The 20,252-nt window shown below is 73.7% G+C and carries 16 protein-coding genes; 9 read left to right on the top strand and 7 right to left on the bottom strand.

Annotated elements, in window-relative coordinates; genetic code table 11:
• Positions 1 to 12 precede the first annotated feature (12 nt).
• Together AC07DW_RS06035 and AC07DW_RS06030 are read right to left on the bottom strand one after the other, a co-directional pair.
• Positions 13 to 897, bottom strand: a complete 885-nt coding sequence (locus AC07DW_RS06035) for a diacylglycerol/lipid kinase family protein (protein WP_478856406.1) — start codon at positions 895 to 897, stop codon at positions 13 to 15.
• A gap of 34 nt (positions 898 to 931) precedes the next feature.
• On the bottom strand, positions 932 to 2,527 hold the full coding sequence (locus AC07DW_RS06030) for an FAD-binding oxidoreductase (RefSeq protein WP_478856405.1): 1,596 nt from the start codon (positions 2,525 to 2,527) through the stop codon (positions 932 to 934).
• Positions 2,528 to 2,600: 73 nt separating this feature from the next.
• Between AC07DW_RS06030 and AC07DW_RS06025 the strand changes: the two genes are divergently transcribed.
• Both AC07DW_RS06025 and AC07DW_RS06020 read left to right on the top strand, forming a co-directional pair.
• Entirely contained in the window at positions 2,601 to 3,200 is a 600-nt protein-coding gene (locus AC07DW_RS06025) for a TetR/AcrR family transcriptional regulator (RefSeq protein WP_478856404.1), read from the top strand.
• Positions 3,197 to 4,798: a glycerol-3-phosphate dehydrogenase/oxidase gene (locus AC07DW_RS06020; RefSeq protein ID WP_478856403.1), complete on the top strand. Its 1,602-nt coding sequence runs from the start codon at positions 3,197 to 3,199 to the stop codon at positions 4,796 to 4,798. The genes AC07DW_RS06025 and AC07DW_RS06020 overlap by 4 nt, the downstream gene beginning before the upstream one ends.
• Positions 4,799 to 5,488: 690 nt before the next feature.
• Here AC07DW_RS06020 and AC07DW_RS06015 read toward each other — a convergent pair.
• The 4 genes from AC07DW_RS06015 to AC07DW_RS06000 all read right to left on the bottom strand — a co-directional run bounded on the left by AC07DW_RS06015 (position 5,489) and on the right by AC07DW_RS06000 (position 8,020).
• Positions 5,489 to 6,343, bottom strand: a complete 855-nt coding sequence (locus AC07DW_RS06015; RefSeq protein ID WP_478856402.1) for a DMT family transporter — start codon at positions 6,341 to 6,343, stop codon at positions 5,489 to 5,491.
• Positions 6,344 to 6,466: 123 nt separating this feature from the next.
• Positions 6,467 to 6,844 carry a phage holin family protein gene (locus AC07DW_RS06010; RefSeq protein ID WP_478856401.1) on the bottom strand — a complete coding sequence of 126 codons (378 nt, stop codon included), beginning with the start codon at positions 6,842 to 6,844 and terminating at the stop codon, positions 6,467 to 6,469.
• Positions 6,845 to 6,967: 123 nt separating this feature from the next.
• The gene (locus tag AC07DW_RS06005) at positions 6,968 to 7,387 is read right to left on the bottom strand and encodes a VOC family protein (protein WP_478856400.1); all 420 of its coding nucleotides are present in this window, start codon (positions 7,385 to 7,387) and stop codon (positions 6,968 to 6,970) included.
• 69 nt (positions 7,388 to 7,456) lie between these two features.
• Positions 7,457 to 8,020: an antibiotic biosynthesis monooxygenase gene (locus AC07DW_RS06000; protein WP_478856399.1), complete on the bottom strand. Its 564-nt coding sequence runs from the start codon at positions 8,018 to 8,020 to the stop codon at positions 7,457 to 7,459.
• 428 nt (positions 8,021 to 8,448) lie between these two features.
• On the opposite strand from AC07DW_RS06000, the gene AC07DW_RS05995 reads away from it, so the two are divergent.
• Positions 8,449 to 10,275, top strand: a complete 1,827-nt coding sequence (locus AC07DW_RS05995; protein WP_478856398.1) for a S8 family peptidase — start codon at positions 8,449 to 8,451, stop codon at positions 10,273 to 10,275.
• A gap of 157 nt (positions 10,276 to 10,432) precedes the next feature.
• On the opposite strand, the gene AC07DW_RS05990 is transcribed toward AC07DW_RS05995, so the two are convergent.
• Positions 10,433 to 11,233, bottom strand: coding sequence for a DUF1206 domain-containing protein (locus tag AC07DW_RS05990; protein ID WP_478856397.1), 801 nt, complete (start codon positions 11,231 to 11,233; stop codon positions 10,433 to 10,435).
• 220 nt (positions 11,234 to 11,453) lie between these two features.
• On the opposite strand from AC07DW_RS05990, the gene AC07DW_RS05985 reads away from it, so the two are divergent.
• The 6 genes from AC07DW_RS05985 to AC07DW_RS05960 all read left to right on the top strand — a co-directional run bounded on the left by AC07DW_RS05985 (position 11,454) and on the right by AC07DW_RS05960 (position 20,153).
• On the top strand, positions 11,454 to 13,145 hold the full coding sequence (locus AC07DW_RS05985; RefSeq protein WP_478856396.1) for a sigma-70 family RNA polymerase sigma factor: 1,692 nt from the start codon (positions 11,454 to 11,456) through the stop codon (positions 13,143 to 13,145).
• A 176-nt stretch (positions 13,146 to 13,321) separates the two neighbouring features.
• Positions 13,322 to 13,903: a methanogen output domain 1-containing protein gene (locus AC07DW_RS05980; protein WP_478856395.1), complete on the top strand. Its 582-nt coding sequence runs from the start codon at positions 13,322 to 13,324 to the stop codon at positions 13,901 to 13,903.
• A gap of 1 nt (position 13,904) precedes the next feature.
• Positions 13,905 to 15,485, top strand: coding sequence for a SpoIIE family protein phosphatase (locus AC07DW_RS05975; RefSeq protein WP_478856394.1), 1,581 nt, complete (start codon positions 13,905 to 13,907; stop codon positions 15,483 to 15,485).
• A gap of 146 nt (positions 15,486 to 15,631) precedes the next feature.
• Positions 15,632 to 17,962, top strand: a complete 2,331-nt coding sequence (locus AC07DW_RS05970) for an Orn/Lys/Arg family decarboxylase (protein WP_478856393.1) — start codon at positions 15,632 to 15,634, stop codon at positions 17,960 to 17,962.
• A 170-nt stretch (positions 17,963 to 18,132) separates the two neighbouring features.
• Positions 18,133 to 19,329 (top strand): PP2C family protein-serine/threonine phosphatase, encoded by a 1,197-nt coding sequence (locus tag AC07DW_RS05965; protein ID WP_478856392.1) that lies wholly within the window; start codon positions 18,133 to 18,135, stop codon positions 19,327 to 19,329.
• 251 nt (positions 19,330 to 19,580) lie between these two features.
• On the top strand, positions 19,581 to 20,153 hold the full coding sequence (locus AC07DW_RS05960; RefSeq protein WP_478856391.1) for a hypothetical protein: 573 nt from the start codon (positions 19,581 to 19,583) through the stop codon (positions 20,151 to 20,153).
• The last annotated feature ends 99 nt before the right edge of the window (positions 20,154 to 20,252 follow it).

Here is a 20,252-nt window from a genome sequence, read left to right as displayed (position 1 = left end):
CACGGCGCCCGTTCAGGACAGCACGCGCAGCGCGCCAGGCAGCACCCGCACGGTGACCGGCAGGGCCGCGTCGACCTCGCCGTCGGCGCCGTAGGGCAGATCGCGGTCGGCCTCGATGCGGACCTCCTTGCCGCTCAGCACCTCGATCTGCGGGCGCCGTATGTGCGCGCCGGTCCTGAGCTCGTTCATCATCGTGAAGAACAGCCGTTTCGGGGCGTGCCGGACGACGACGACGTCGAGCAGGCCGTCGTCCACGCGCGCGTCCGGCGCGATGCGGCGGCCGAAGCCGTAGAAGCCGGAGTTGGCGGCGACGACCGTGTAGCCGCGCCGTTCGTGGATGGCCGTGCCGTCGACGGTGATGCGGTACGTCGCCGGTCGCCAGCCGACCACCGCGCGGGCCCCGCCCACGTAGTAGGAGGCGGAACCGCGCAGCAACCGGGACCGGTTGGCGTACCGGTTGGCGACCGCGTCGACGCCCGCGTACACGCTGCCGAGCACCGGCACACCCGCGTGGACGGCCGAGTCGACCCGGAGGGTGTCGACGGCGCGCGGGGTGCCGCGCAGCAGGACCTCGGCCAGGGCCGCCGGGTCGGTGGGGAGTCCCAGGGCCCTGGCGAAGTCGTTGCCGCGTCCGGACGGGACGAGGCCGAGGACGGCGTCGGTGCCGCTGAGCACGCCGCCGACCGCGCCGGCCATGCCGTCGCCGCCGACCGCGAGCACGGTGTGCCCCCGGGCCGCCGCCTGGCTGGCCAGCTCTCGGGCGTGGTCGAGGCTGCGGCTGTAGCGGGTCTCCAGCCCGGCTCCGGCCTCCCGCAGGAGCCGGGCGACGGGCAGCAGGGCCGCCGTGCCGCTGGAGCTGCCGGCGGCCGGGTTGACGACGGCGGTGAACTGTCGCATGTGCGCGCCTCCGTGGGCAGGGCGGTGGGTGGGGTCAGGGGTGGCGGACGGGGACGAGGACGCCCGGACTGAGCACCCCGGCCGGATCGAGTTCGGCCTTGGCCGCCTGGAGGACGCGGATTCCGAGGGGTCCCGCTTCCCGTACGTACCAGTCCCGGTGGTCGGTGCCCACGCCGTGGTGGTGGCTGATGGTGCCGCCGGCGGCGAGGATCGCCTCGTTCGCGGCGCGTTTGGCCGGCGCCCAGTGCGCGACGGGGTCCTCGCCCTGGGCGGACACCACCGTGAAGTACAGCGAGGCGCCGTTCTCGTACACGTGCGAGATGTGGCACATGACGAGCGGGGGCGTGCCCGCGTCGGTGAGGGCGGCGGTGAGGGCCTGCCGGACGCCCCGGTAGAGCTCCGGGAGGGCGGACCAGAAGGCGGCGGTCTCCAGGGTCTCGGCGAAGGCGCCGGCGTCGAGGAGGGCGTCGCGCAGGTAGGGGGCGTCGTAGCGGCCGTGGGCCCAGCGGTCCCCCGGTTCGGTACCGGCGCATTCGCCGCCTTCGGCCAGGAGCACCTGGTGGACGCCTTCCCGGCGGCGCTCGGTGTCGGCCGCGGTGCCCTCGTACCCGACAATCGCCATGCAGCCGGCGGACTCGGTGGCACCGTCGCCGATGCGGTCGGGGTGGGCCAGGCCGATGAGGGTCTCCGTCTCGTCGGACAGGCGCAGTACGGTCGGGCGCGGGCCGTCCTGGGCGACCTTGCGCAGCGCTGCGGCGCCGGCCTCGAAGGAGGCGAAGCGCCAGCCCTCGTAGAGCCGCTTCTCCGGCAGGGGGCGGATCCGCACGGTCACCGAGGTGATCACCCCGAGTGCGCCCTCGGAGCCGAGCACGAGCTGACGCAGGTCGGGTCCGGCCGCGGAGCGGGGTGCGCGTCCGGCCTCCCAGGTGCCCTCGGGGGTGGCCACGGTGAGGCCGAGGACCATCTCGTCGAACCGGCCGTAGCCCGCGGAGGCCTGGCCGCTGGAGCGGGCCGCGGCGAAGCCGCCGATGGTGGCCCATTCGTACGACTGGGGGAAGTGGCCCAGTGTGAAGCCGCGTTCGTTGAGCAGGGCCTCGGCGTGCGGCGCCCGCAGTCCCGGCTGGAAGGTCGCGGTGCGCGAGACCTCGTCCAGGTCGAGCAGGGCGTCCATGCGGCGCAGGTCCAGGGCGACGAAGGTGGTGCGTTCGGGGGCGAGGCCGCCGACGACGGAGGTGCCGCCGCCGAACGGCACGGCGGTCACCTGGTGTTCGGCGCACACCCGCAGGACGGCGAGGACCTCGTCGTGGGTGCCGGGCAGCAGGACGGCGGCGGGTACGTCGTCGACCTCGCCGGCGCGGATGCGCAGCAGGTCGGGGGTGGACTTGCCGCGGGTGTGGCGGACGCGGGTCTCGGCGTCGGTGCGCAGATGGGCGGGGTCGCCGAGGCAGGCGGCGAGGGCGCGGCGCGCCCCGTCCGCGAGCGGGGAGGCGGGTACGGCGATGTCCTCCAGGGCGGCGGGGCCGTGCTCCCGGGGGGTGACGCCGAGCAGGTCTCGCAGCAAGCCGGTCACGGTGCCGGGCAGGGGTGCCGCCTTGGCCGGGTCGCCCCAGCCGCTCCACAACATGTCCACGGGGTCGTGTTCCTCACCGTCGGTTCGGGATCTGGCGTGCTCTGCGGCCCGCACTGGCGGTACACTGTGACAGATGACGCCCATTCGTCACAACCATTCGGACGGGGACACCGTCCTCGACGCGGCGCGCGACTGCGTCCTCGCCGTCGGAGTACGCCGTACGACGCTGACCGACGTGGCCCGCCGCGCCGGGGTGTCCCGCATGACGCTCTACCGCCGGTGGCCGGACGTGCGGACCCTGGTCGGGGACGTGATGACCCGCGAGTGGGTCGCCCTGGCCGTGTCGGCCATGCCGGAGCGCGAGCCCGGCGCCCCGGCCCGGCAACGGCTCGTCGACGGGCTGGTGGCCGGCGTCGAGGCGTTCCGGGCGCACCCGCTCTTCCACAAGATCCTCGACGTGGACCCCGAACTGCTGCTGCCCTACGTGCTGGACCGGCGCGGGGCCAGTCAGGACGCGTTGCTGGGGCTCATCACCGGGGCGCTGGAGGAGGGGCACGCCGACGGTTCCGTCCGATCCGCGCACCCCGACCTCCAGGCCCGGTCCGTACTGCTGATCGTCCAGTCCTTCACGCTCTCGCTGCGCACCATGACCGACGACTCGGACCCCCGGCTCGACGAGGCGGCCTTCCTCGGCGAGCTGCGGACCCTCCTGGAAAGGACCCTCGTCCCATGAGCCACCCGAGCACCACGCCTCACGGCCGCCCCCGGGACGCGTCGCTGACCGCGGAACGCCGGCGCCGCGAACTGGCCGGACTCGCCGAGGGCACCCAGGTGGACGTCCTGGTCGTCGGCCTCGGGGCCACCGGCGCGGGCGTCGCCCTCGACGCCGCCTCCCGGGGCCTGACCGTCGCGGCGATCGATGCCCACGACCTGGCCTTCGGCACCTCGCGGTGGAGCTCCAAGCTCATCCACGGCGGCCTGCGTTACCTGGCGTCGGGGCAGTTGGACGTCGCCCACGAGAGCGCCGTGGAGCGGGGCGTCCTGATGGAGCGGACCGCGCCGCACCTGGTCGGAGCCCAGCCGTTCGTCCTGCCGCTCACGCCTTTGGTGTCCCGGTCGCAGGCGGCGCTGACCCGGGCCGGGCTGCGCGCCGGCGACCTGCTGCGCGCCTCGGCCGGCACCTCGCGCGCCACCCTGCCGGCGCCCCGCTCCCTGTCGCCCGTGGAGACCCGGCACATGGCACCCGTGCTGCGGTCCGCCGGGCTGCGCGGGGGGCTGCTCTCCTGGGACGGCCGGCTGAGCGACGACGCCCGGCTGGTGACGGCCCTCGCCCGTACCGCCGCGGCGCACGGCGCGCGGATCCTGACCCGCACGCGCGCGCTGGCCCTGGACGGCGGCGGCGCGCGGGTGCGGGACGAACTCACCGGCGAGGAGACCCGGATCAGGGCCCGCGCGGTCGTCAACGCCACCGGTGTCTGGGCCGGCGGGCTGATCGAGGACATACGGCTGCGGCCCTCCCGCGGCACCCACCTGGTGCTGCGCTCCGAGGACCTCGGTTCGCTCACCTCGGGCCTGCACATCCCCATCCCCGGCGAGGCGAACCGCTTCGTCCTGGTGCTGCCGCAGGGCGACGGCCGGGTGTACGTGGGACTGACGGACGAACCCGTGGACGGCGACGTCCCGGACGTGCCCGAGGTGCCGGAGACGGACATCGGGTTCCTGCTCGACGTGCTCGGCTCGGCCCTGGACGTGTCGCTGGGCCGTGACGACGTGATCGGGGCCTTCGCCGGACTGCGGCCGCTGCTGGACACGCCGGCCGCCGCCCCGGGCTCGTCCCGCACGGCCGACATCTCCCGCAAGCACGCGGTGCTGACGTCCCGGGAGGGCGTCGTGACCGTGGTGGGCGGCAAGCTCACGACGTACCGGCGCATGGCGCAGGACGCGCTGGACGCGGCCGTCTCGGCGCGCGGTCTCGCGGCGGGGCCCTGCCGCACGGCCCGCCTGCCACTGGTGGGGGCCGCTTCCCCGGGCGGGCTCGCCGCCCTGGACGCCCCCCTCCGGCTGGTCCGCCGCTACGGCACCGAGGCCCCGGCCGTGCACGCCCTGGGGCTCGCGGACCCGGCGCTGGCGGCCCCCGTCGTACCGGGCCACCCCGTCACGATGGCCGAACTCGTCTGGGCGGTACGCCACGAGGGCGCCCTCGACGAGGGCGACCTGCTCGACCGGCGCACCCGGATCGGCGTGGTGCCGCACGACCGGGAGGCGGCGCTGGGCGCGGCCCGGGAGGCGCTGCGCCAGGAGGAGGGAAGGCTCGCTCCGCACGCCCCGTGACGGCGGCGGGGGTCAGTTGCTGTGCCTGGCCAGGCTGTAGACGAGAATCAGCACCGCCACGGCCATCACCGTCACATGAAGCCATGTGGGCGCGGTCGAGGCGTCCTGCGAAGCGGTCACGAGGGGGTTCACCGGTGCCTCCGGGTCATGTCGTGGTCGGTGTCGGGTCGTTGTCGTGTCATGCCCCGCGCGTACCCCGGGCGACGGGGCTGACGCGTCGGCACGCACCGCTTCACGCCTCCCGGGGACCGTGTCGAGACGATTGTCAGTGAGACCGCCCGGGCTTCACGACGAATGGCTCGTACGGGCCGATCCGGGGGAGGTCGGGGCATGGCAGGTCTTCACGTACGCGTGGCCGCACCGGTCGGCGGAGAAGGGCTCGTCGGTGCTGTCGGTCGCGTACGAGCCGCCGGAGGGGGGCGGGCCCCGGCGCCGGCTGCTTCTCGCCGGGCTGCCCGTCCTCAGTGAACTGTCGGCCTTCGACGACGCGCCACACTCCGTGCCGGACGCGACCCCGGCGACGGAACGTGTCCCCACTTCGCCCACCGGTCGTACGTCGACGTCCCGGAACACCGCACATGACCGCCCTCGGCCTGGAGGCGGTCCGCGACGACGTCGACGTGGGCCGGGCGCACACCGGGGTCCGGGCCCTGCCGGCGGAGCTGGACGCGGGCGGCCCTCGCCCCTTCTTCAGGGGGCGGCCGTCTCGGCACGTGCCAGCGCGAGCACCCCGACGACCACGAGGCCGACGCCGAACAGCTCCGGCAGCAGCCACCAGTGACCGCGCAGGTGCTCCTCGTAGAGCACCACGCCCAGAGTGAGGCTCACGGCCGCGTCCCCGAGGGTGAGTGCCGGCTGCGACGCCACGAGCGGCCCGCCCTGCAGGGCGTGTTCCAGCAGGAGCAGCGCGCACACACCGCTCACCGCGAACGCGTAGGTGTGCCACGTGGTGAGGAAGCCGGTGACGCCCTCGTCGTCCAGGATGTGCATGGACGTCTTCATCAGGCAGGCCGTCAGGGCGTAGCAGACCGCGGTGGCCGCGCCGAGGCATCCGGCGCGTACCGCCCCCGGGGGCCTGCGCAGCGCGGTGGCCGTCAGCGCCACGACGACCAGGGCGCACACCGCCAGGGTGGGCACCCACCGGTCCAGCGGCACCCGGGTGCGGTTGCCCTCCGGCGCGGCCGCGAGCAGGGCGACGACCAGCCCGGTGACCACGGCGGCCACCGCCCGCCACAGGCGCGGAGGCAGGCGACGGCGGTCCGCCAGGGAGCCGAACAGCAGGGCCAGCGGCAGTTCCAGGACGAACAGCGGCTGTACGAGGGCGAGTGGCCCGGTCGCCAGGGCGGCGGCCTGGCCCACGCCCGCGACGATCACGGCCAGGATGCCCGCCAGCCAGAGGGGCCGGCGCAGCAGGTCGATCAGCAGGCCCGGGCGGAAGCCCCGCGCCTGGGGAACGGTCAGCGCGGCACGGCGCTGGAGGACGGTGGCGAGCGCGTTGGCGGTCGCCGCGCACAGCGCGAAGAGGGTGGGGAGGAGGACGCCCATCCGCCGATCCTCGCCGCCGGAGCGCGACACGCCGTGCCGACACGGCCGGGCCGGTGCGGTGGAGCGGGGGCGGAGGGGCGGCGGTCACCGCCGCGCCGTCCCGGCTCGGAGGGGCCGGGCGGGTCAGGCGTCCTTCAGCTCGTCCACCACCTGCCGCACCACGTCCACGGAGGAGTGCAGCGCCTCCCGGGACGCCGCGCGGGCCACCCGCATCCGCTTCGAGCCGTAGTGGACGAGGACGGAAGCGCCCGACGCGTAGACGACGGTGAGCGCGCCCGTGACCTTCTCGGGCGTCCACACCCGTTCCAGCCCGCGCACCAGGGTCGAGTGCGCCGACAACAGGGCCAGCAGCCCGCACGCCCCGCCGGCCGCCAGCGCCACGACGCCGTGGCGCGCCTCCGACAGGCCGAGGGCCGCCTCGTCCCGCGCGGTGTCGATGTCCTCGCGGACCGTGGTGTCCTCCCGGACCATGGTGTGAACGTCCTCGACCGACTGCTTCATGTCGCGCTCGTACCCGGTGCGCGCCGGAGCACACCGCCGACCGGGCGGCACCCATGGGCCCGGCCGTGCGGTACCCGTGGGCCGGCGGGCCGCACGGGTGGCGCCCGTGCGGCCCGGGGCCGCTCAGCCCTGCGACTGTCCGATGTTCACCATCCACGCGATGCCGAACCGGTCCGCGCACATCCCGAACTCGTCCCCCCACACCTGGGTCTCCAGGGGTACGGACACGGTGCCGCCGCCGGACAGCTTCTCCCAGTAGCCGCGCAGCGTCTCCGCGTCCCCGCTGTCACCGCTCAGGCTGACGGCGATGTTGCCGCCGGGCCGGTGTTCGGAGCCGGGCGGCTGGTCGGCCCCCATCAGAGTGAAGCCACGGTCCGTCTCCAGCATGCCGTGCATGATCTTCCCGGCCTGGCCGTGGTCGTCGGTACCGAAGTCGCCGTAGGTGTTGAGACTGAGTTCGCCGCCGAAGACCTGCTGGTAGAACTCGAGAGCCTGGCGCGCGTCACCGTCGAAGCTGATGTACGGGTTAAGGCGAGATGCCACGGTTTACCCCTTTCTGTGCTCGCCCATCCTCGCGGATGGACGCCCCGCCGCAACGCCAGGAGCGCCGCCCTACCGGCGGAGCCACCCGCGCAGCAGACGGCTCACGGCCGGCATCGCCGCGTACGTCATGAGGACGTTGAACACGCAGGCGATCACCGCACTGCCGACGACCGGATGCAGCCCCGCCAGGTGCGGGACCAGGAAATAGCTGCCGAGCAGGGAGATCGGGTAGATGGCGAGGGTGGCGCTGATCGCCATCTTCCACCGCGGGGGCGCGGGCGTCACCGCGCCCGGCTTGGCGAACCAGGTCTCCATGCCGGTGAGCTCCCGCCGAGCCACCTCGGTGTGGTGGTGACCCTCGCAGCGGGCGAACCAGGCCGCCCGCTCCGGGGACTCCTGCCACTCGCGGCACGCCGCCGCGTCCTGGAAGCGGTGGACCAGGAACCAGGGCGCGCCCTCGGCGGACGGCCGGAACAGGCCGTGGCCCAGGTGCCCGGGGAACCGCGCCGCGCTGGCGAGTATGCCCCGCGCCCACCGCTCGAACGCGGCCTCGTGCCCCGGCTCGACCTGCCGGGCGATCAGCAGGGTCACCTCGCCGGTGTCGGCGGGCACGGTCCTGTGCTCAAGGCTCACCGCAGTCACATGCTCTCCCGATGCTCGTGCCGCGCCCACCGGGCACTGTACGGTGCGCGCGCCCGGCGTGGCGGCGGTTCCCCGGCGGCCGGACCCGCGCGGACGCCGCCGGTCGCCCCGACTCCGCACCCCGCGCGTCGACTCCCGCACCCCGAACCGGGCATGCGCCGCCGGGCGGGACGCGTAGTGGGACCCGCGCGGGCGCCGGGCGATGCCGTCCCGCCGACGATGGGGAGACCGGCCCGCGAGCGGGGCGAACCGGGGTGATCCGGACCCTTGCGGCTCGTCGCGCGAACCCTCGTACCCGGTGGCGGGGGCAGCAAGGGTTTCCCCTCCTTCTCAGCGTTTCGGGCGTCTGACATCTTGCGTTCACCCCCTACTCATTCGGCCCGGCGCCCCGACCAGCGTGCCGGGACTCGGAGGACGCCTTGATACGTCACATAGCCAGCCGGCTCCCGGCGAAGTCGATCACGGTCGCCGCGGCCGTCATCGGTACCACGCTCGCCCTCGGAGCCCCGGCCACCGCCGTCGGCCCGGCGCCGCGGACCCCGGCCGCGGTCCCCGCCGCCGCCCCGGTCGCAGCGCCCGCCGCCGCCCCCGCGTCCGCCGCCGCGTGGACCGCCGGCACCCGCGCCCACCTGGTGATCACCACACCCGGTGACACCTCCGCCGTACGGACCGCCGTGGCGAACAACGGCGGCTCGGTGTTCGCGTCCTACGACGCCATCGGTGTGATCGTCGCCCACTCCGCCTCGGCGGGCTTCGCCACCGCCATGCGGGGGGTCCCCGGCGTCCAGCAGGTGGGGGCGACGCGGACCTCGGACGTCCCGGCCGACGCGTACAACCCGGCGCTCCCGGCGAACCCGGCCCAGTCGACGACCACACCGGCGGAGAGCCTGACGCGCTGGGACATGACCCAGATCAAGGCCGACCAGGCATGGGCCGTGAACACCGGCTCGGCGGCGGTCAAGGTCGGCGTCCTCGACACCGGCGTGGACGACAAGCACCAGGACATCGCCCCGAACTTCAACGCGGCGGACTCCGTCTCCTGTGCCTACGGCAAGGCGGACACCCGCGCCGGCGCGTGGCGCGACGTCGGCACGCACGGCACGCACGTCGCGGGCACGATCGCCGCCGCCAAGAACGGCAAGGGTGTCGTCGGCGTGGCGCCCGGGGTCAAGATCTCCTCGGTCCGCATCGCCGAACCGGGCACCAGCCTGTTCTTCGCGGAGAACACCGTCTGCGGGTTCATGTGGGCCGGTGACCACGGCTTCAAGGTCACCAACAACAGCTACTACACGGACCCCTGGCAGTTCAACTGCCCGGACAACGCCGACCAGGCCGCCATCATCGAGGGCGTCCGGCGGGCCCAGGAGTACGCCGAGAAGCGGGGCTCGCTCCAGATAGCCGCGGCCGGCAACTCCAACCTCGACCTCGCGAACAAGACGGTCGACACCGAGAGCCCCAACGACTCCACGCCCGTCCGGCGCACCATCACCAACGCGTGCCTGGACATCCCGACCGAGCTGCCCGGCGTGGTGACCGTCGCCGCGATGGGCAAGGGCAACGTCAAGGCGTCGTACTCCAACTACGGCAACGGCGTCATCGACATCGCCGCGCCGGGCGGTGACGGCACGTCCGGTGTCTACTCCACCCTGCCGGGCGGCAAGTACGGCAACATGAACGGCACGTCGATGGCGTCGCCGCACGTCGCCGGTGTCGCCGCGCTGCTGGCGAGCGCCGACCCGGCCGCCACCCCGGCCGACCTCCGCTCCCGGCTCGGCGTCCAGGCCGTGGACGTGGCCTGCCCATCGGACAGCCGCTGCACGGGTACCAGCACCAACAACGGCTTCTTCGGTGAGGGCCAGACCGACGCCCTCAAGGCCGTCGGCGCCACGACGCCTCCCCCGGGCTCGTACTTCGAGAACACCACGGATGTCGCGATCGCGGACAACGCGACCGTCGAGAGCGCCCTCACCGTCTCGGGCGTCACCGGCAACGCGCCGGCGACGCTGAAGGTGGGCGTCGACATCGTGCACACCTACCGCGGTGACCTGGTGGTCTCCCTGGTCGCACCCGACGGCACGGTGTACCCGCTGGAGGACTTCGCCGACAACGACGGTACGGACAACGTCGGCAAGACCTATACGGTCGACGCCTCCGCCGAGCTCGCCAACGGGACCTGGAAGCTCCGGGTCCGTGACATCGCGACCCAGGACACCGGCCGGATCAACGCCTGGAACCTGACCTTCTAGGAAGTGTCCGGACAGGAGCGGCGTCCGCGCGCGATACGCCGCGGGCCGGGCGGGGACTCCGCGGACACGACCCGGATACCACCGGCCCGCAGCCAGGCCGTCGCGCGTCCCTCCAGGGGTGGGACGCGCGACGGCCGGCGGCGTTCCGGCCCCGGGCTCACACCCGGCGCCACACCGCCATGGCGAAGGAGAACAGCCCGTACAGGGCGAGCCCCAGCGCAACCACGACGAGCAGCCACGGACCGGCCGGGGTGTCGGCGAAGGAGCGAATCGTGTCGTCGAGGCCCTTCGCCTCACTCGGCCGGTAGGTGATCGCCGCACGCAGCGCGAACCCGCCCGCGACCATGAAGACCAGCCCACGGGCCACTCCCCCGGCCACGCCCGCCACGTCCACGGCGGTGCGGACCCGGGGGCGCATCTCGCCCAGCCGCAGATGCTTGCGGTAGCTGCGGCGGACCGCCTGCACGGCACCGACGACGCCCGTGACCGCTATGGCGACGCCTGCCGCCGCCACCAGCCACTGCCCGGCGGGCAGTTCCAACGCCCGTGCCGTCATGTCGTGCGACTGCCGGTCGCTCTCCCCGCCGCCGCCACTGTGGTCACCGGCGGCGAAGACCAGCACCGACCAGGCCATGAAGGCGTAGAAGACGGTCCGGCCGGCCGACAGCAGCCGCTTCGTCGTCTTGTCCCCCCACAGGGCCTCGGTGAGCTGCCACAGCGCCATTCCCACGAGCCCGATGCCCAGCAGCCACAGCAGCACCGAGCCCATCGGCCGCGCGGCGACCTCTGTGAGGGCTCCGCCCTTGTCCGCCTGCTCGCCCTTGCCACCGAAGGCGATCCGCAGGGCGAGGAAACCCACCAGCAGGAAGATCACACCCCGCGCGGCGAATCCCCACCGGCCCGCGACCTCGACCACCGTTCTGCCGTTCTTGCTCTCTGCCTTGCCGCGTACGCTCACCTCGGCACCTCCCCTCCCCCCGTTGCCCCGGGAGGAGTGCGGGAAACAAGGGGGCGGCCCGCGGCGGGGCCGGCGGGGCACCGGGTGCCGGAGTTCTCCCCGTTCTTCGATGTTCTCGTTGTTCGAGGTTCGATGTTCGATGTTTTCGTTATCGCCGGCCCGCCGGCCGGTCTCCCAGGTGTCGGGCGGATCGCCGCCCGGGGGAGAAAGGAGCCGACAGGTGAGCCAGACAGACGAGGTACGGCTGGTCGAGGCGGCGCGGGCCGGTGACCAGCGGGCGCAGGACGAGCTCGTCTCCGCCTACCTGCCGCTGGTCTACAACATCGCCGGGCGCGCCCTGAGCGGGCACGCGGACGTGGACGACGTCGTCCAGGAGACGATGATCCGGGCCCTCGCCGGCCTCGGTTCGCTGCGGGACCCGCAGCGGTTCCGGTCGTGGCTCGTGGCGATCACCATGAACCGGATACGCGACCACCGGTTCGACCCGGCGCTCGCGGGCGCCCCGTCCGAAGGGGCCGACCTGGCCGATCCGGGGGCCGACTTCGTGGACCTCACGATCCTGCGGCTGAGCCTCTCCGGGCAGCGGCGCGAGGTCGCCGAGGCCACCCGGTGGCTGGACGACGGCGACCGGGACCTGTTGTCCCTGTGGTGGCTGGAGGCCGCCGGCGAACTCAGCCGGGCGGAGGTGGCCGAGGCCCTCCAGCTCACGCCCCAGCACACCGCCGTGCGCGTGCAGCGGGTGAAGGCGCAGCTGGAGACCGCGCGGATCGTCGTCCGGGCGCTGTCGGCGGTCCCCCGCTGTGTGCTGCTGGACGATGTGCTGGCCGGCTGGGACGGACTGCCGTCGGCGTTGTGGCGCAAGCGGATCGCCCGGCACGCGCGCGAGTGCACGGTCTGCTCGGGTCACGGTGCCGGGCTGGTTCCGGCCGAGGGACTCCTGGTGGGCCTGGGTCTGGTGCCGGTGGGAGCCGCGCTCCTCGGCGCGGGTGCCGGGGCGGCGCCCGCCGCCGGGGACGCGTTCGTCCTCGCCGGAGCCGCGAGCACGGACGGGCCGGCGACGGACGGGTCGACGGCGGGTGGGCACGCGGCGGGGCGGTCCGGGGCGGCCGGGTCCGCACCCGGTGGGCGCGCGGCGGGTGGCCGGCGGCGGGACCGGCACGCCCGGCGCCGCAGGCACCGCCGGGGGGCGGCCGTCGCGGCGGCGCTGCTGGTGGCCGGCGGCGGGGTGGCCACCCTCCAGCTGCTGAAGCCGGACGAGGGCGGCGGGACGGTGCGTACCGACACCGCCGCCGAACCCTCCCGCGCACCGCTCGCACCCTCCGCCACCCACGCCCGGCCGACGGCGACCCCGTCCGCCTCCGCCTCACCGTCCGCTTCCGCGAGCCCCACGCCCTCGGCGTCGGCGCCGGCGACGAAGAAGGCGTCCCCCGCGCCGGCGCCCAGCCGCACGAAGCCGAAGCCGCCGCCCGAGCCGTCCCCCACGCAGGAACGTTCCGCCCCCAGTCCCGAGCGGCCCGAGGCGCCCTCCGGCTCGTTCGCCCAGCAGGTGACCGCGCTGGTCAACGACGAACGGGCGCGCAACGGGTGCGGTCCGGTGAGCCGGAACGGCACGCTGGACACTGCGGCGCTGCGTCACTCCGAGGACATGGCCGCCCGGGACTACTTCGACCACACCAGCCCCGACGGCAAGGGCCCGGGCGACCGGATCACCGCCGCCGGGTACCAGTGGTCGACGTACGGCGAGAACATAGCCCGGGGTCAGCGGAGCGCCGCCGCGGTGATGGATTCCTGGATGAACAGCCCGGGCCACCGCGCCAACATCCTCAACTGCTCGTTCAAGGAGATCGGTGTCGGGGCCCACGAGGGGTCCGGCGGACCGTGGTGGACCCAGGTGTTCGGCGCACGCGGCTGACGCGCGGCCGGACGGTGGCCGTAACGCTCGACCCTTCCCCGTGCGAGGGCTGCTGAATCAAGGGTTCAGCAGCCGGTATGGAGAGCCGTATCCTCGGGGAGGACCGGTGGGGCGTCGCGCTTCGCCGCAGGCGCCGGCAGACCGCACGGTGCTCCACCACGTGGAAGGGAGCGGCCGTGAAGCCGGCGAGAGAAGCGGCCGTGGGCCTGGACCGCGACGTGTTCATGCGTGGCCTCATCCGGGAACTGGCGACCTCCCTGGAGTCCGTGGTCGGACTGGAGGAGGCGTCCGGCTACATCAGCCTGGTCGGCCAGTCGGTGGGCTCTCAGCTCAACGAGTCGTACACGGCGGCCCTCGGGCTGCCGCGCCTCACCCGGGAGCAGGTCGCGGACGTCCTGGTCGACCTGAAGCAGCGCATCAACGGCGACTTCTACCTGATCTCCCAGGACGACGAGAGGATCGTCCTGGGCAGCCGGAGCTGCCCGTTCGCCGAGAAGGTCCTGGGCCGCGACTCGATGTGCATGATGACGTCGAACGTCTTCGGCACCATCGCCGCCCAGAACCTCGGCTACGCCCGCGTCGAGCTGGAGGAGACCATCGCCCGCGGCAGCTCCGGCTGCCGGGTCGTGGTGCACCTCACCCCCGACCTCGACGTGGAGGACGAACCGGGCCGCGAGTACTTCGGGGACGAGCACACCCCGGGCGACACCGCCGACACCGGTACCGGCAGTGCCCCGGCGAACCCGGCCGGGGACTGAGATGGACCTGGCGGCGTTCCGCGCCATGGCGAAGCTCCTGCCCCACGCGGTCGTGGTGTGCACCGCGTCCGGCCGGCTCCTGGCCATCAACCCGGCGACGCGCCGTACGGTGGACACCCTCGTCCCGGGTGCGGACCTGCTCGACCTGGTGGTCGACGCCGACGAGGTGGCGGGGCGGCTGAAGCAGTGGCTGCGCAGCGGATCGCCGCTCCCCGGCGTGATGACCGTACGTGACGGGGAGGGCCGGCCGGTGCGCCTGCGGTGCCACGGTGCACGGGCCTCGTGGTGGCGGGGGCCCGAACCGGCCGTCCAGCTCCACCTGAGCCGTCTGGACGTGAGCGACCGCTTCGTGGCGCTCAGCCAGCGGGTCAGCCTCATGCACCAGCAGATGGCCTACCGCCGGGCGATCGCCGAGCAGCGGGACAAGCTGCTGCGTGCCGAGACCGAGGCCCGCGCCAGGATGCAGCGCCTGTACCGGCTGACGGCGGCGCTCGCGGCGAGCGCCGACCTCACCGACGTGTGCGAGGCGGTGCACAGGTGCGCGCCGCAGGCCCTCGACGCGGTGGGCGTGACCCTGGAACTGCACCCGCGCCGCATCGTGCCGTCGCTCTCCCCCACCGACACGCTCCCCGTCACCACCGCGTCCTGGACCGATCTGGACCAGTCGCACGGCGCCTCCCCCGCCGACCCGCTGCCGGAGACCGCCCGCCGTGTGCCGCTGGAGGCGGAGGGCGTCGTCCTGGGCAGCCTGGTGGTGCGCTACGCGCCCGGTACCGAGCCGGACCCGGACCACACCACCGCCATCGCCCAGCAGATCGCCCAGGCCGTGCGCCGCGCCGGTCTGTTCGAGCACGAGCACGGCCTGGCCGTACGGCTCCAGCGGAGCCTGCTGCCGCGCCTGCCGGAGGTGTCCGGCCTGGACATCGTCGGCGGCTACGCCCCCGGCACGCACATGGTGGACGTGGGCGGCGACTGGTACGACGTCCATCCGCTGGACGAGGACACCGTCGGCTTCACCATCGGTGACGTCGCCGGCCACGGCGTCGCCCAGGCCACCGCCATGGCGCAGATCAACACCGTGCTCCGCAGCATCTCCCGTCGGCACAGCGACCACCTGCCGACGGTGATGGCGGAGCTCAACGACTTTCTCGGGACGTACCACGAAGGGCTGATGGCCACCGCCTGCTACGCCACCTTCCACCGGAGCACCCGGACCCTGCGCTACACCCGGGCGGGTCACCCGCCGCCCCTGCTGGTGCGCGGCGACGGCACCACCGAGTACCTCGATGCGGCGCTCGCTCCCCCGCTCGGCCCGGTGCCGTTCACCCGCTACCCGCTGGAGGAGATGACCGTCCCGGCCGGCTCCACGCTCGTCTTCTACACCGACGGCCTCATCGAACGCCGGGGCGAGAGTCTCGACGTCGGGCTTGAGCGCCTCGCCGGGACGGCCGCCGGGACCGTCGGCCTGGACGCCCGTGGCACGTGCGACGTGCTGCTGCACCAGCAGCCCGACTCGGACATGCCCGACGACCGGGCCCTGCTGGTGGTCCGCTTCCCGCCCGCGGCCGGCTCCGGGGGCTGAAGGCCCGGCCGATCCCCGGGCGGCCGGGCCGGGGTGTGATGCCTCCAACGGGTGAAGCTCCCGGCGAAGATCCGCGTTCCCGTGTCCCTGGCCACGAGACTGTCCCGCGGGGCCGCTGGGCCTCCGGCGCGGAAGGCGGACGGAACATGGCGAACGACACAGTGCTGCTGGCACTGCGGGAGAACCCCCTGGGGGGTGGTGTGGGCACCGAGCAGCTCCGCCGCATCGGCAAGGAGCTGGAGAACCGGGGGCTGGACCTCCGGTGGGCCGCGAGCGCGCGGGAGGCCTGTGCGACCCTCCGTACCGAGTCGGGACTCGCGGCGGCCGTCGTCGCCTGGGACCTGCCGTCCGGTGACGGCTCCGCCGGGCAGGAGGGCGGCGGGGCGGAGGTCCTGCACCGGATCGGGCGGCGGTTCAAGAACCTGCCGGTCTTCCTGCTGATGGCGGACGATTCCGACCAGGACCTGGAGCGGCTGCCGCTGTGGGTGTCCGAGGCGGTGGTCGGGTACATCTGGCCCCTGGAGGACACCGCCGGCTTCATCGCCGGCCGGGTCGTCACCGCGGCCCGCGCCTACCACGAGGACATCCTGCCGCCGTTCTTCAAGGCGCTGCGCCGCTTCGACGACGCGCACCAGTACTCGTGGCACACTCCCGCGCACTCGGGTGGCGTCGCGTTCCTGAAGTCGGCCACGGGGCGGGCCTTCTTCGACTACTTCGGCGAGCGGCTGTTCCGCAGCGACCTGTCGATCTCGGTGGGGGAACTGGGTTCGCTCTTCGAACACAACGGTCCGATCGGCGAGGCCGAACGCAACGCGGCCCGTGTCTTCGGCGCCGACCGCACCTATTTCGTCCTGCACGGCGACTCCACCGCCGACCGGATGGTGGGACACTACAGCGTCACCGCCGACGAGATCGCCCTGGTGGACCGCAACTGCCACAAGTCCGTCCTGCACGGCCTGGTGATCTCCGGGGCGCGTCCGGTGTACCTGGTGCCCACCCGCAACGGCTACGGCCTGGCCGGTCCGCTGCCGCCGACGGAGACCGACGCCGGGGCGGTCGCCGCCCGGATCGACGCCAACCCCCTGGCCGCCGGGGCGGTCTCCCGCGAGGCGCAGTACGCGGTGCTGACCAACTCGACGTACGACGGGCTGTGTTACGACACCGTCGCCACCGCCCGCGCCCTCGCCCCGAGCACGCCCCGCCTGCACTTCGACGAGGCGTGGTTCGCGTACGCCCGCTTCCACCCCCTGTACGCGGGGCGCTACGGGATGGCCGTCGGCCCGGACACCTTCTCCGGGCCCGAGCGGCCCACCGTCTTCTCCACCCAGTCCACCCACAAGCTGCTGGCCGCGCTCTCGCAGACGGCGATGGTGCACGTCAAGTCGTCGCCCCGGGCCCCCGTCGCGCACGAGCGGTTCAACGAGACGTTCATGATGCACGGCACGACCTCCCCCCTCTACCCGGCGATCGCCTCGCTCGACGTGGCGACCGCCATGATGGACGGCCCGCAGGGACAGTGGCTGGTCGACGAGGCGGTGACCGAGGCCATCCGCTTCCGGCAGGCGGTCGTGCGCACGGCGCGGCGCATCGCCGGCGCCGGGGACCGGCCCGGGTGGTTCTTCGGAGTCTGGCAGCCCGAGACGGTGACCGATCCGGCCACCGGCGAGCGCGTCCCCTTCGCCGACGCCCCAGCGGCGCTGCTGCGCGACGAACCGCGCTGCTGGCACCTGGAGCCCGGTGCGCCGTGGCACGGCTTCCGCGACCTCGACGACGGCTACTGCATGCTCGACCCGATCAAGGTGACGCTGACCTGTCCCGGCGTGACCGCGACCGGTGAGACCTCGCCGTGGGGCATCCCGGCACGCGTCCTGACGGCGTACCTGGCCACCCGGGGCATCGTCGTGGAGAAGACGGACAGCTACACCACGCTCGTGCTGTTCTCCATGGGCATCACCAAGGGCAAGTGGGGCACCCTGATGGACGCCCTGATGGACTTCAAGGCCCTCTACGACACGGACGCCCCGCTGGACCGGGTGCTGCCCGGTCTGGTCGAGCAGCATCCCCGCCGGTACGCCGGCACCACGCTGCGCGCCCTGTGCCAGGACATGCACGAACACCTCACCGGCGCCCAGCTGATCACCGCGCTGGACACCGCCTTCCAGCAGCTGCCCGAGCCGGTCGCGCCGCCCCAGCGCTGCTACCAGCAGCTGATCCGGGGCGGTACGGAACGGCTGCGGCTGAGCGAGGCGTCCGGGCGGGTCGCCGCCGCGATGGTCACGGTCACCCCGCCGGGCATCCCGGTCCTGATGCCCGGGGAGTCCACCGGGGCGCCGGAGGGGCCGCTGCTGCGTTACCTGGGCGCGCTGGAGGCGTTCGACCGGGCCTTCCCCGGCTTCCACAGCGAGGCCCACGGGGTCACGGTCGACCCCGGGACCGGTGACTATCTGATCGAGTGCGTACGCCTGCCGGAGGCCTGAGGGAAGCACGTCCGGCCGTGGGGCGGGTGCCGGCCGCGGCGGCCCCGGCCCGCGGCGTACGGGGTGGTGACGCCCCTCGGCCCCATGGCCGAGTGCCCGTCGCGGCCGTCGGCTCGCAGGTGAGAACGGGACACCGCAGGGAAGAAGTAGCGGCAGCGAAGGAGGCTGCTGTGGACGGTGAAACTCTGAGACTCGGGGACGTGCTGGCCGAGGCGGCGAGCGCCTCGCCGGTGGACTCCGTCGACGTGGTCGCCCGTCACCTGCAGAAGCGCTTCCACGCGGTGTGCGTCTCCTTCCTGTTCGCGGACCTGATCGGGGAGACGCTGGTGCGGCTGGCCATCGCCGACGGTGTGGAGGCCGAGGAGGAGGGCGTCACCACCATCGGTCTGCGGGGCAGCGTGTACGAGAAGGTCCTGCTGACCCAGCGCCTGCACGTGGAGCCCGGCGACGAGGGCGCCCGGCGGGTCATCGCTCCCGTGACCAACAGGGGTGACTGCATCGGCGTGTTGGAGATGACGCTGCCCGACACGGACGAGACCGTGCTGCGGCAGGTGCGCGAGGCGGCGCGGGCGCTGGCGTACATCATCGTCACCGACCGGCGGTTCACCGACCTTTACCACTGCGGGCGCCGGACGACGCCCACCAGCCTGGCCGCGGAGATCCAGCACAACCTGCTGCCGTCCGCGTCGTGTTGCGAGGCGGCGCAGTTCTCCGTGGCCGGCGGACTGGTGCCGGCCGACGACATCGGCGGGGACACCTACGACTACGCGCTGGACCGCGAGACGCTGCACCTGGCCATCACCGACGCCATGGGCCACGACACCAGGTCGGCCCTGCTCGCCACCCTTCTGGTCGGGGCGCTGAGGGGGGCCCGGCGCGCCGGCTGCGACGTCGCGGAGCAGGCCCGCCGGGCGCACCAGGCGCTGGTGGACCACGACTGCGGCATCGCCACCGGGCAGTTGCTCCGCGTCGGCCTCGACGACGGCACCGTCCGGTTGGTGAACGCCGGCCATCCCCGTCCGTTCCGCCTGCGGGACGGACGGGTGGAGGAGCTCGCGCTGGCGGCCAATCTGCCCTTCGGGGTGCCCTCCCCGAGACCGTACCGGGTGCAGGAGCTGGACCTGCGGCCCGGTGACCGGCTGATCATGCTGACCGACGGCATGCAGGACCGCGCGGCGGCCGGGGTGGACCTGCCCGCCCTCATCCGCGACACCCGGCGCCTGCACCCGCGCGAGACGGTCACCGCTCTGGTGGGCTCGGTGCGCACGGCCTGCCGGGACCGCATGCCGGACGACGCCACCGTGCTGTGCCTGGACTGGTACGGCTCCGATGCGACCGGGCCCCGCGTCCCGGCCTTCCGCGAGTAGGCCGCCGCGGGGGTGCGTCGTGGCGGAATGCGCCATTCCTTCGCCACACCGGGCAACCGCTTGTTCTCGTACGGTCAACACCGGCCGCCCGGCGCCCGGACGGCCCCCACCGGGGCCGGACGTCATCGGTCGGGTCGCCGCGTCGGGCCCCGGCGGTCCCCCGCGGCGCGGGTGGCGTTCTGGCCGGGTCGGACGCGCGCCGCGCGGGAGGGGCAGACGGCCGCGCCGGGCGTGACCTAGCCTCACCCGCCATGCGCATCACACACCTCAGAAGAGTGATCCCGACCGCGGTGCTCGCCCTCGCCGTCGTCCTGGGCATGAGCGGGCCGGCCGGTGCGGCGGAGCCCGCCGCGGCGGACCTGGCCTTCACCGCCGACCGGCAGTCCGTGACCCCGGGTTCCACCGTCGAGCTGACGATGACGTTCACGAACAACCAGGAGTCGGACGTCCGGTTCGTCTACCAGTCGGTGCAGCCGACCTGGCCGACGAGCCGGCGCGAGGACCTGAAGTACGCGTTCGCCTCCTGCGTGTCGGAGGGGGTGACGTGCACGGGGACCGGCACCACCAGCCTCAATGTCGGCTACGCCGTCCCGATCGCGCCGGGCGCCACCAGGACGGTGACGCTCACCGTCGAGGTGGCCGCCGACTCCGGCTGCTCTACCTTTTTGGACGGGTTGGTCCTCCCATTCGTAGGGTGGGGACGCCCAGGGGTATCGGGTGTGGCTATCAGGCTGCTGCCGCTTTGTGGCTTACGTCGCTTCGCCGCCCGGTGCCCCACGACGACTCGGCCGCCGATTAGGAAGTGCGAACAAGTCGCTGAGTAGAGCAATGCCGGCGAAGTCGTCCGTGGTACGAACTGAACGAACACGCACGTCAGGAGCACGATGAGCCGGATATGGGCGGGGATCGACAGCGGCAAGGGG

Source organism: Streptomyces sp. NPDC045701 (genome assembly GCF_056432045.1).
Note: the sequence above shows the minus strand (reverse complement) of the source record. Positions and strands in the feature narration are given on the sequence as shown.